The organism is Rhodoferax ferrireducens, assembly GCF_049302455.1.
Taxonomy (GTDB): domain Bacteria; phylum Pseudomonadota; class Gammaproteobacteria; order Burkholderiales; family Burkholderiaceae_C; genus Rhodoferax; species Rhodoferax ferrireducens_B.
In genome coordinates, this window is the sequence record NZ_JBAQMD010000119.1 from 15,686 (window position 1) to 27,561 (window position 11,876).

11 protein-coding genes and 1 pseudogene are annotated in these 11,876 nt (G+C 60.7%); 7 read left to right on the forward strand and 5 right to left on the reverse strand.

What is annotated here, in order from left to right; all coding sequences use genetic code 11:
* Positions 1–260: 260 nt before the first annotated feature.
* Both WA157_RS20260 and WA157_RS20265 read right to left on the reverse strand, forming a co-directional pair.
* A complete protein-coding gene (locus WA157_RS20260) occupies positions 261–1,247 on the reverse strand; it encodes a response regulator transcription factor (RefSeq protein WP_422622703.1) in 987 nt (328 codons plus the stop codon).
* Positions 1,237–4,920, reverse strand: a complete 3,684-nt coding sequence (locus WA157_RS20265; protein ID WP_422622704.1) for an ATP-binding protein — start codon at positions 4,918–4,920, stop codon at positions 1,237–1,239. Before WA157_RS20265 ends, WA157_RS20260 begins: the two co-directional genes overlap by 11 nt.
* Before the next feature lie 74 nt (positions 4,921–4,994).
* Between WA157_RS20265 and ureA the strand changes: the two genes are divergently transcribed.
* From ureA to ureC, 4 genes are all read left to right on the forward strand, one after another.
* Positions 4,995–5,297 carry an urease subunit gamma gene (ureA, locus tag WA157_RS20270; protein WP_422622705.1) on the forward strand — a complete coding sequence of 101 codons (303 nt, stop codon included), beginning with the start codon at positions 4,995–4,997 and terminating at the stop codon, positions 5,295–5,297.
* Between the two features lie 35 nt (positions 5,298–5,332).
* Positions 5,333–5,518: a hypothetical protein gene (locus WA157_RS20275; protein WP_422622706.1), complete on the forward strand. Its 186-nt coding sequence runs from the start codon at positions 5,333–5,335 to the stop codon at positions 5,516–5,518.
* Positions 5,519–5,525: 7 nt separating this feature from the next.
* On the forward strand, positions 5,526–5,831 hold the full coding sequence (locus WA157_RS20280; protein WP_422622707.1) for an urease subunit beta: 306 nt from the start codon (positions 5,526–5,528) through the stop codon (positions 5,829–5,831).
* Positions 5,832–5,916: 85 nt separating this feature from the next.
* Positions 5,917–7,695, forward strand: a complete 1,779-nt coding sequence (gene ureC / locus WA157_RS20285) for an urease subunit alpha (RefSeq protein WP_422622708.1) — start codon at positions 5,917–5,919, stop codon at positions 7,693–7,695.
* 2 nt (positions 7,696–7,697) lie between these two features.
* Here ureC and WA157_RS20290 read toward each other — a convergent pair whose 3' ends face one another.
* Positions 7,698–7,886 carry a hypothetical protein gene (locus WA157_RS20290; RefSeq protein WP_422622709.1) on the reverse strand — a complete coding sequence of 63 codons (189 nt, stop codon included), beginning with the start codon at positions 7,884–7,886 and terminating at the stop codon, positions 7,698–7,700.
* A 33-nt stretch (positions 7,887–7,919) separates the two neighbouring features.
* Here WA157_RS20290 and ureE point away from each other — a divergent pair.
* From ureE to ureG, 3 genes and pseudogenes are all read left to right on the forward strand, one after another.
* Positions 7,920–8,441: pseudogene (ureE, locus tag WA157_RS20295) on the forward strand (urease accessory protein UreE); the annotation flags it as partial.
* A gap of 6 nt (positions 8,442–8,447) precedes the next feature.
* Complete coding sequence (locus WA157_RS20300; protein WP_422622710.1) at positions 8,448–9,125, forward strand: urease accessory protein UreF; 678 nt, start codon at positions 8,448–8,450, stop codon at positions 9,123–9,125.
* Between the two features lie 50 nt (positions 9,126–9,175).
* Entirely contained in the window at positions 9,176–9,865 is a 690-nt protein-coding gene (gene ureG, locus WA157_RS20305) for an urease accessory protein UreG (RefSeq protein ID WP_422622711.1), read from the forward strand.
* A 185-nt stretch (positions 9,866–10,050) separates the two neighbouring features.
* On the opposite strand, the gene WA157_RS20310 is transcribed toward ureG, so the two are convergent.
* Both WA157_RS20310 and WA157_RS20315 read right to left on the reverse strand, forming a co-directional pair.
* The gene (locus WA157_RS20310; RefSeq protein ID WP_422622712.1) at positions 10,051–10,452 is read right to left on the reverse strand and encodes a hypothetical protein; all 402 of its coding nucleotides are present in this window, start codon (positions 10,450–10,452) and stop codon (positions 10,051–10,053) included.
* A 785-nt stretch (positions 10,453–11,237) separates the two neighbouring features.
* Positions 11,238–11,876, reverse strand: a 639-nt coding sequence (locus WA157_RS20315) for a DUF4145 domain-containing protein (protein ID WP_422622713.1), incomplete at its 5' end; no start/stop codon positions are given.

The window sequence follows — 11,876 nt, forward strand, 5'->3', positions numbered from 1 at the left end:
GCACCATTCTGAATGACTCGTTAAGAAATTCGTCATCATGGGCCATTTCATCAGAATCGAGCGGTCGCAGCAAGGCTGACTTGCGCGTCGTTGATCCAGTTGCTCTGAGGTCTCGTTTCCACACCGTCATGGGGACTGCGCCTCGTGCCAAGCAGGTTGGTGCCCGTGAGAATTCGACCGCCGGATCAGTGTTGAAATACTACTTAATTGATAGCTATATACGTATATTCCACGGGGGCTAGAGGCCAAAAATGTATAAATCACCGTTCAAACTGCGGATGCAGCTGGCGGATGCGGCTCATGGCCATGCCGGCCGCCGCCGTGCGGGTCTCCACGCCCAGCTTGGCAAACACATGCTCCAGGTGTTTCTTGACGGTCATGGGGCTGGAGCCCAGGATGTCGCCAATGTCGCGGTTGATCTTGCCCTTGACCACCCAGTACAGCACCTCGGCCTCGCGCGGTGTGAGCTTGAAGCTCAGGGCGATGGCCTCGATCACGGATTCATCCGACGCCTCCTGCATGATGATGAGCCAGTCGCCGCCGCCCTCGGAGTCACCGATTTGCTGGTGCAGGCGAAAGGTCAGGCGCTTCGGGCCCAGCTCAATGTGCAGGCGCGGCGGCTCGATCAGCGCCGCTGCGTCATTGACGTGGCGACGCAGCCACTGGCAGACCGGCTCCGGCGTTTTCGGTGCCTCGGTGCCGTAGTAGCGCAGCAGCAGTTCGCGCGCCAGCGGGGTTTGCCACATCAGTTTGCCGTCGCTCACGCGCACGGTGATGCTGGCATAGCCAAAGGCGTCCAGCGCGGATCTAGCCTGGCGTCTTTCACGCGCGCCTTGCAAGTGCACCTGCATGCGGGCCAGCACTTCTTTGGGCTTGATCGGCTTGGTGACGTAGTCCACACCGCCCGCCTCCAGCGCGGCCACCAGGTATTCGGTGTCCAGCAGGCCGGTCATGAAGATGATGGGGATGTGCGCCGTTTGCGGCGCGGCTTTCAGGCGCCGGGCCACTTCAAAACCGTCCATGCCGGGCATCATGGCGTCCAGCAACACAATGTCGGGCAGGGCCTGCGCAGCGCGCTGCAGGGCCGCCTCGCCGTGGGTGGCGACCAGCACGGTGTAGCCGGATTCGTCCAGCGCATCGTGCAGCACCGACAGGTTGTCGGGCACGTCGTCCACGATCAGCACGAGGTCGCTGTTGGCACGGTCCAGCGTCTGCTCCAACGAGGGTTTGGGGGCGCTAGTTGTCATGGATCACCTGGTTCAATTGCTGGCTCATGGTCTCAAACTGGAACTGCCGGGCCAGGCCGCGCATCTCCGCCACAAAGGGCGCGCATCGTGCGTCGGCGGCTTCCATCTCGTCGAGCTTGTTCATGATGCCGCGAAAGAACCCCAGGCTCACCACCTCGCGCAAGGCATCGAGCTGCGGGCGTGCGGGGTAAACCAGGGCGACTGGCGGGGGCGCAGCGGCAGGCTCCGCGACCGGTGCGGCGCTGTCCAGCCAGGTGAGCGACAGGCGCTGCGCCAGCCAGTCCAGCAGCTCGGAGTGGCGCACCGGTTTCAGGATGAAGTCTTCACTTGGCATGTCGACGTCGTTGTCCAGCCCCTTGTCAAAAGCATTGGCCGACACGATGGCAATCTGCGCCTGGATGTTCCCCAGTGCGCGCAGACGGCGAACGGTCTCCCAGCCATCAATGCCGGGCATGGCCAGGTCCATGAAGATGACGTCAGGTTGATAGCCCGTTGCCAGCAGGTCCAGGCAGTCATGGCCGCTGGCGGCGGTGCGCAGCTCAAAACCGAGCGGCTGCAGCAGATTGACGAGTAATTCGCGGTCGGCCTCTTCGTTGTCCACCACCAGCACGCGCCTGCATGGTCCGGCATAACCATGGCGCGGTTTGTTCGCCAAAGACCTTGGCATGTCAGCCGATGAGCCGGACAAACACAAGGCACCAACCGCACCCGAGGTCACGCGCACTTCAGGCAAAAACAGTTTCACTTTAAACACCGAGCCCACGCCCGGCGTGCTGGTCACCGTGAGTTCACCGCCCATCAAGTCGGTCAGCATCTTGGCGATGGTCAGCCCCAAACCTGAGCCCGATGCCGTGGCGCCCGGCGTATTGGCGCGGGTAAAGGGCTCAAAGATGCGATTGAGCTCTTGTTGGGACAGGCCCGGCCCGGTGTCTTCGATGTCAATCACGGCCATCTCGCGCGCGTAGCGAATGTCAAACGTCACTTGCCCTTTCTGGGTGAACTTGATGGCGTTGCCCAGCAGATTGATCAAGATCTGGCGCACCCGTTTTTCGTCCGCCCGCACCACCGCCGGCAGGGCGGCGCCTTCAACATAATGAAAGCGCAGGCCCTTGGCCTGCGCCTCCAGCTCAAACAGGCTGGCGATGTCCTGCATCAGCGAGGCGAAGTGCATGGGCCGGGGATTGAGCGTGAGCTTGCCACTCTCGATGTGCGCGATGTCGAGCGTGCCTTCGATCAGCGAGAGCAGGTGCTCGCCGCCGCGCTTGATGACGCTGACGGCCTGCTGGCGGTGCACCGGGATGGACGGGTCTTCGCCCATCAGTTGCGCATAGCCCAGGATGCTGTTGAGCGGCGTGCGCAGCTCGTGGCTGATGGCGCTGATGTAGCGGCTCTTGGCCTGGTTGGCCAGGTCGGCGGCATGGCGCGCCTGCTCCGCCACGCGCCTGGCGGTTTGCAGCGCTTCGTCGGTCTGGCGGTGCGACTCGATCTCGCGCATCAGCAAGTGGGTCTGGCGGTTGGATTCTTCCTGCGCCACCTGGCGGCTTTTGTGCGCCAGCACCACCCACCAGGCCCCCAGCCCGGCAATCACCCGCAGCGCCATATCGGGCTTGAAGAACCCCGAACGCAAAGCTGCGTGCGGCGCCTGCAACTGCGCGATTTCGGTCACGCTCAGCGTCAAGGCGCGCAACTCCTGGTGATAGAGCAGACCGAACACACTGGCCAGCAGCGGCACGGTCACCCCCATGAGCAGCAGAAAGTAGCCCAGGCAGTTGTCCAGGTACGACCAGCTGCGCCGCGGCAGCAGCCAGCGCAAGGTGGCGGACCATTGGCTGGACAGGCAAGCGTGGGGTTTGCACAGGTCGCCACAGCGCGCGTCCAGCGTGCAGCACAGCGAGCAGATGGCGCCTTGGTAGGCCGGGCAATGCGCCATGTCGGGGCCTTCGTACTGGCGTTCGCAAATCACGCAGCGCTGCAAGCCGGGGTAGGGGCCTTCCACAGCCGTTCGCCCTGAGCTTGGCCTGTCCTGAGCTTGTCGATGGGTCGAAGGGCTGCACTGGGCTTCGACAGGCTCAGCCCGAACGGGGGGAGCGGACTCGCGTGCGATGTAGTACCTGCCCCGCGTGGCCCAGGCAATCAGCGGGGACGCGACGAAGGCGGTACCGAGCGCGATCAAGGCCGAGAAGGCCTGCGCCATAGGGCCGAACAGCCCCAGGTGCGCCGTGACTGACAAGAGGGACGCGAGCGCCATGGAACCGACGCCCACCGGGTTGATGTCATACAGATGCGCGCGCTTGAACTCGATGCCCGGCGGTGACAGGCCCAGCGGTTTGTTGATGACCAAGTCGGCCACCACCGCCATCATCCAGGCGATGGCGATGTTGGAGTACAGGCCCAGCACATCACCCAGCGCCTGAAACACATTCATCTCCATCAGCATGAAGGCAATCAGGGTGTTGAACACCACCCACACCACCCGGCCCGGGTGGCTGTGCGTCAGGCGCGAGAAGAAATTTGACCAGGCCAGCGAGCCGGCATAAGCGTTGGTGACGTTGATCTTGAGCTGCGAGATCACCACGAACAGCGCCGTGGCCGCCACCGCCCAACCGTAGTTGGGAAACACATATTCATACGCCGCCAGGTACATCTGGTTCGGGTCCACCGCGCGGTCCACCGGCACCGCGTGGCTGATCGCCAGATAAGCCAACAGCGCCCCGCCCAGCATCTTGAGCACACCCAAAATCACCCAGCCTGGCCCGCCGACCAGCACGCTCCACCACCAGCGTTTGTGATTGGCAGGCGTCTTGGCAGGCATGAAGCGCAGGTAGTCAGCCTGTTCGCCCATTTGTGTCATCAGGGCGATGCCGACCGTGAGCGCCGCACCAAACAAGGGCAGACTGAAGCCTGGACCCGTTCCTCTTTCCCCGATGTAGTGCACCACGCCCGAGAAAGCACCGGGGTCGCGCATCAGCACATAAGCAAAGGGCACTACCAGCATCAGCAGCCACACCGGCTGGGTCCAGACCTGCAGGCGGCTGATGGTGGAAACACCATGGGTCACCAGCGGGATCACCGCCAGCGCGCAAATCAGGTAGCCCCAGCTGGGCGGAATGCCCAGCGCCAGTTCCAGCGCATAGGCCATGACGGCTGCCTCCAGCGCAAAAAAGATGAAGGTGAACGAGGCGTAGATGAGCGAGGTCAGCGTGGAGCCGATGTAGCCAAAACCGGCGCCGCGCGTGAGCAGGTCCATGTCCACCCCGTAGCGGGCGGCGTAAATGCTGATCGGCAGGCCGGCCAGAAAGATGATGAGGCCGGTGGCCAGAATGGCCCAGAAGGCATTGGTAAAGCCGTATTGCACCAGCAGCGTGGCGCCGACGGCCTCCAGAATCAGGAACGAGGCGGCGCCAAAAGCGGTGTTGGCAACTCGCCACTCGGACCACTTGCGAAAGCGTTGCGGCGTGAAACGCAAGGCGTAGTCTTCCAGCGTCTCGCTCGCCACCCAGCCGTTGTAGTCGCGCCGCACCAGCGTGATGCGCTGCAGCGCCTCGGGCTGCGCGCGTGTCGGCGCGGCCGCGTGCGGGATGGGGTGGATGTCTGAGGTCACACCGCTGTGGTGCAGTTTCCATGCCACAGCAGCCGGCATGGCGCGGCACGGGTTTTGCGTAGTGATCCGCATGGAACTCACCCCGCGCGTTCGGCCGGCATTTGCGGCCGCACGAGCTAGCTAATCAAAGCATTGAGTGAAACGAAATGGAACTTACCCCTCGTGAAAAAGACAAGCTGCTGCTATTTACCGCTGGTTTGCTGGCGGAGCGTCGCAAGGCGCGTGGCCTCAAGCTCAACTATCCCGAGGCCGTGGCCCTGATCAGCGCCGCCGTGATGGAAGGTGCGCGCGATGGCAACACCGTGGCCGAATTGATGAGCTATGGCCGCACCATCCTGACCCGGTCTGATGTCATGGACGGCATTGCCGAGATGATTCCCGACATCCAGGTCGAAGCCACTTTTCCGGACGGCACCAAGCTGGTCACCGTGCATCAGCCGATTGTTTGAGTCCGCCAATTTTTCCCCAACAGGACAGCCTGCCCATGAGCACCAAAAACACTCTCAAATTAATAGCTACTGCTGCAATGAATACGTGGGCTAGTACCGTATTTGCGCATGACGGGCACGGGGTTTTGGGTACCCACTGGCATGCCACCGACGTGTGGGGCTTTGTGGCCGCGGCGGGCGCTGTGGCACTGGCGATCTGGTTGACGCGCGGCGGAAAGTGAGGCCTGCATGACACCCGGCGAAATCATCACTGACGGACCCGATCACGCCCTCAACACCGGTCGCCGTACCCTGACCCTGGTGGTGCAAAACACCGCCGACCGCCCCATTCAAGTGGGCTCGCACTACCACTTTGCCGAAACCAATGGCGCGCTCGGTTTTGACCGCACTCTGGCACAGGGCATGCGGCTGAACATTGCGTCGGGCTCAGCGGTGCGCTTTGAGCCCGGCCAGCAGCGCACCGTCGAACTGGTGGACTACGCGGGTGACCGCATCGTCTACGGCTTTCGCGGGCTGACCCAGGGCGCGCTGTAACCGTTCGGGCTGAGCCTGTCGAAGCCCTCACACCATCGTATCGCCAGCCCTTCGACAGGCTCAGGGCGAACGGAAAGAGATTGATATGGCAACCATCGGACGGCGCGCTTACGCTGAAATGTTTGGCCCCACGGTGGGCGACCGGGTGCGCCTGGCCGACACCAACCTGATCATTGAAGTCGAAGACGACTACACCCTGCGCGCGGGCGGCTACGGCGAAGAAGTCAAGTTCGGCGGCGGCAAGACCATCCGCGATGGCATGGCGCAGTCGCAGCGCAGTCGGGCCGAGGGCGCGGTTGATACCGTCATGACCAATGCCTTGATCATTGACCACTGGGGCATTGTCAAGGCCGACATTGGCCTCAAAGACAGTCGCATTGTGGCCATTGGCAAAGCGGGCAACCCCGACACCCAACCGGGTGTGGACATCATCATCGGCCCGGGCACCGAGGTCATCAGTTGCGAAGGCAGCATCGTCACCGCCGGTGGTTTTGACAGCCACATCCACTTCATTTGCCCGCAACTGATTGAAGAGGCTTTGAGTAGCGGCATCACCACCATGACCGGCGGCGGCACGGGCCCGGCCACCGGCACCTTTGCCACCACCTGCACACCCGGGCCGTGGCACATTGAGCGCATGCTGCAGGCCTCCGATGCGTTTGCCATGAACCTGGGCTTCATGGGCAAGGGCAACGCCAGCCTGCCCGCCGGGCTGCACGAGCAAATCAACGCGGGCGCCTTGGGCCTCAAATTGCACGAAGACTGGGGCACCACGCCAGCAGCCATCGACAACTGCCTGAACGTGGCCGAACTCACCGACACACAGGTGGCGATCCACACCGACACGCTCAACGAATCGGGCTTTGTGGAGGACACGCTGGCCGCTTTCAAAGGTCGCAGCATCCACACCTTTCACACCGAAGGGGCTGGCGGCGGCCACGCGCCTGACATCATGAAACTGGTGGGCGAGCCCAACGTGCTGCCGTCTTCCACCAACCCGACACGGCCGTACACCGTCAACACGCTGGATGAACACGTGGACATGCTGATGGTGTGCCACCACCTGGATGCCGCCATCGCCGAAGACCTTGCCTTTGCCGAGAGCCGCATCCGCAAGGAAACCATTGCGGCCGAAGACATCCTGCACGACCTGGGCGCCATCAGCATCATGAGCAGCGACAGCCAGGCCATGGGCCGCGTCGGTGAGGTCATCATCCGCACCTGGCAGACGGCGCACAAGATGAAGGCGCAGCGCGGCTGGCTGGCACCTGATCCGTTCGTCCTGAGCCAGTCGAAGGACAGCGCCAACCTTCGACAAGCTCAGGTCGAGCGGGACTCGCGCAACGACAACTACCGCGTCAAACGCTACCTGGCCAAGTACACGATCAACCCGGCGCTCACGCACGGCATGGCGCATGAAGTGGGCTCCATCGAGCTTGGCAAGTGGGCCGATCTGGTGGTCTGGAAGCCCGCCTTTTTTGGCGTCAAACCGTCGTTGATTGTCAAAGGCGGCTCAATCGCCATGGCCGCCATGGGCGACCCCAATGCCAGCATTCCCACGCCGCAACCGGTGCATTACCGACCCATGTTTGGCAGTTTTGGCGGTGCCTTGGCGCGCGGCTCGCTCACCTTTGTATCGCAAGCCGGGTTAAACGCCGGCATTGGTGCGCGTTATGGGCTGAGCAAGACTTTAAGCGCGGTTAAAAACATCCGGGGCGTTCGCAAAGAGCACATGGTGCATAACCACTACCTGCCCAAGATGGAAATCGACGCCCAGACCTACAGCGTGCGCGCCGACGGTGAGTTGCTGACCTGTGAGCCGGCGGTGAGTTTGCCGATGGCGCAGCGATACTTTTTGTTTTGATATCAGCTTGGTTCAGAGGAGCGAGAGAAGAAAACTGTCGTACCTGACTGATTGCTTTGCAAAGAAAAGCCATTCGCTGTTGGTGTCAGATGAACTTCATCCCCCAAGCCAACCTGAAGGCGTTTGCACAATTCTTCGGGAAAAATAATGCCAACTTCATCACCCACGTCGATCAATTTCAAAGATTCCATCGTGTATCTCCTGTTGATTGCGTCACTATAACCATGCTCCACGCCTCCAAACTCATCCCACAAGGTCACGGTCTGGCACTCGCCCTGGTCAAACGCGCCAGCACAGTTGAGCTGGACTGGGACATTCGGCAAAAAAGCCGCTTTGAAGCCACCGACTCGGCCGGTCGACAGCTTGGCGTTTTCCTGCCCCGCGGCACGGTGGTGCGCGGCGGCGACGTGCTGGTCGCTGAAGATGGCTCGCTGGTCAAGGTCGACGCTGCGCCGCAGCCTGTGCTGCGCATCACACCCTGCAGCAGCCACGGCACCGCGTTTGACCTGACGCGCGCCGCCTACCACTTGGGCAATCGCCATGTGCCGATTGAGCTTCAACCCGACCACCTCAAAATCGAGCCAGACCATGTGCTGGCCGACATGCTGCTCGCCATGCACCTGACGGTGCGGGCCGTCAACGAGTCATTCGAGCCTGAGAACGGCGCCTACGCCACGGGGGGGCACGCGCATGGCCACGATGGCGAGCCTGAACACGTGCATGGCCCCGGCTGCCGGCACGCGCATTGAGCCATGAACGCCACCAGTCTGCTGCAACTCATGTGGCTGGCGTCACCGGCACTGCCTATCGGTGGATTCTCCTACTCCGAGGGCCTCGAAGCCGCCGTGGATACTGCCCGAGTTGCTACAGAAAGTGAAGCCTCTGAATGGCTGCTCGATCAGCTTGACCTCAGTCTGACGCGCTCGGACCTTGCTGTCCTGGCCCAATCCATACCCGCCTGGCAGTGCGGCGACACAGCACGAATTTCTCAACTCAACGCCTGGGTACTGCAAACCCGTGAAAGTAATGAGCTGCGCGCCCAAACCGAGCAAATGGGCCGATCCTTGCTGGAATGGCTGCGCAACCACACCACCGCCACAGCGGGGCAAATCGAGCTGCTGGCGAATTTGCAGCCCACGTATCCGCTGGCTTTTGCGCTTGCAGCCAGCGCCACCCAGGCCCCGTTGCGCGATTGCCTGCTGGCCTATGCCTTTGGCTGGGCCGAGAACATGGTGCAAGCCGCCATCAAATCGGTGCCGCTGGGCCAGAGCGCCGGACAGCGCATTCTGCAGGCGCTGGCAGCGCAAATCCCGTGCGCCGTCGATCACGCGCTGGCCCTGCCGGACGACGCGCGCCAGGCCTTTTCTCCCATGCTCGCCATTCTGAGCGCGCAGCATGAGGTGCAGTATTCACGCCTTTTCAGGTCCTAGCCCTTATGCAGTCTGCGTAGAGCACTCCTTAATCAATAGCACAACACGCCATGAACACCCCACTGCACCACATCAAGAACCGCACAAAAATCCTGCCGCCCTTGCGCGTGGGCATCGGCGGCCCGGTCGGCTCCGGCAAAACCACCTTGCTGGAGATGCTGTGCAAAGGCATGCGCGAGCGCTACGACCTGGTCGCCATCACCAACGACATCTACACCAAGGAAGACCAGCGCCTGCTGACCGAGAGCGGCGCCTTGCCAGCCGATCGCATCATGGGCGTGGAAACCGGCGGCTGCCCGCACACCGCCATCCGCGAGGATGCCTCCATCAACCTGGAAGCCATTGACCGCATGCTGGTGGACTTTCCCGATGCCGACATCGTGTTCATCGAAAGCGGCGGCGACAATCTGGCCGCCACTTTCAGCCCCGAGCTTTCCGACCTGACGATTTACGTGATTGACGTGGCCGCCGGCGAAAAAATCCCGCGCAAGGGTGGCCCCGGCATCACAAAAAGCGACCTGTTCGTCATCAACAAGACCGACCTGGCCCCTTATGTGGGCGCCAACCTGGACGTCATGGCGGCAGACACGACGCGTATGCGCACCACGGTCAAGGGTCTCAAGCCCTTTGTCATGACCAACCTGAAAACTTTGAGCGGCGTGCAAGAGGTGATTTCGTTCATTGAAAGCAAGGGCATGTTGCGCAGCAGCGATGCAACCACGCTGCGTGACGGCCGTTGACCATCCCCAGGGAATATCGCCAGCCTTGAATTTTCACGTGAGCCGACGACAGCAACCTCAATACCCGAGTACCTAACGTCGGCGCTGTCCGGCGCGCAGCAAGCGCCGCGAAGCGGCATTCTGATGCTGCATTTCCGTGACGAGCAACTGGTTAAACCACGCCCGTCGCTTGCATCGCATCAAATTCACTGCGCAGTGTCCATGTGAAGCGCAAGAAGTCCGCAGGCGGATTCCGGTGCGCGAGCAATATGAAATTGCAACGCGCCGAGCGTCTCCGAGCGAGCGTTGATCCAGTAACCCTGGTATTTATACGAAGGCGGCAAATCCTTCGATTGAATTGAAATGCGCTTGTGCTGAGCGAAGCGAGCCGTCGACTCTTCTTGGACGCTCGTAACTTTCCCGAGGCTTTCTACCATGCGCTGCAAAGGCTCAACAACCTCGGACTGGTTTGCGAACAAGGCTGCCAGTTCCTTGGTCTTGCCGTCTGCAAGAAGACCCACGGCGCGCATGCCGCACGATTCTTCTGCGGCAGCACCCGACGCTGCGGCAACGAGAAGAACGGGCCAGAGTGCGTATCGAATATGCATAGATTCAGTTCCGGGAAAGTGGTTTGACGTCGAAGCTGCCCGGCGCGCAGCACGCGCCGCGAAGCGCCATTCTGCTGCCGCGTGTCCGTGCCGAGCGACCGGTTAAACCGGTCGGGAAGTTGACTGTGGATCACTTGATACTCTTGTAGCTCCACCCATTGCACAGAATGCCACCTTTTCGAAGGACATCAGTTCCGTCGATCCAATCGCACGCTGGCCCACGTTGATTGAGTCGCGCTCCCATAGACACGAAGATGGGTGGGCGAGTCAGATCCGACTTAACCTCAATCTGAATAATGTCACCGTATCGTAGGGCTGCTTCTCGCGGTACGAGGACTTTTGCGAATACGAAGGTATCGTAGACAGTGACCGTCGAGAACTGTATTTGTGCTGCTTGCTGAAGCGATGCCATGCACGCCGCGTCGCGCTTGGCACAAGCTGGGCTATTGAGTATTGCTGCCTCCGGAATATCCGAAGTCGTTGCAACCAATCCGTAGATTTTCTGCCCAGCCATGCGCGCGAACGCTTGATCCGGCGACGTAGCATCTTGAGCGAAGCAAGGCCAAATGGCAATAGACAGCAGAAGGGGCGAGAGAGTTCGCATAGTGTTTAACGAGGCTGTGCAAAAACCATCGGCCCCGCACCACTGGCCCCAATGCAGGGGTACTCGACCCCCTTGCTCGAAGTGCGTTCGTTGAATATGGCGCGATCTGAGCGGCCGAATTTTTAGCTTCACAAACGTTTCCCCATCAAAAAGGGTTTTTGCACAGCCTCAACGAGTAAGGTTAGGTATTGGACTTTGTGCTCTTGGCATGTTGTTTTTCATTTTTGCGTGAGTCTTTACGTTTCTGAAACTGCTCGAACTTCATGGCGAGCAAAAAAACATAGTCGATAATTGCGTAAGTGAAAGAGAGCACATCACTAGCGTCTTGGGCTGAAATTACTTGGTCAGTTGCGTGAGCGGCCATATTTCTTTGGTCTCTTAGTTCCTCACTCCACTGAAAAAGTCTAGCATCGATAATGCCTTTGTCACGCAGTTCCTTCAAACCGGCGCCAAGATAAGTGTCCTTTGTTCCGTAGTGACGGCAAATTGCTTCAAGTGCACGGCCACACATTGCTGCGGCAGCTAAGAAAGCCCCTGCTTGAACGCATCTCTCTGCTTCATCAATCGACTTCTTGACCACATCTGGGATGCCAGAACCCAGTAGCCTTCTGGGTTTTGGAAAGACGCGAGTTAAGTCAGGCCAGAAGACTTTGCCATCACGCACATCTTGTTCTGATTCACCAACGAGTGCCGAATTGGTAGTGCAACATTCGTTCTGTAGTTTCCCGAACCAATGAAACTGGACTCCGTGAAAGGTGTTTCTGAATTCGGTTTTGGATATTTTTAAATCAGGCCCCTGCCAGGCCGCCGGAGGCCCCCC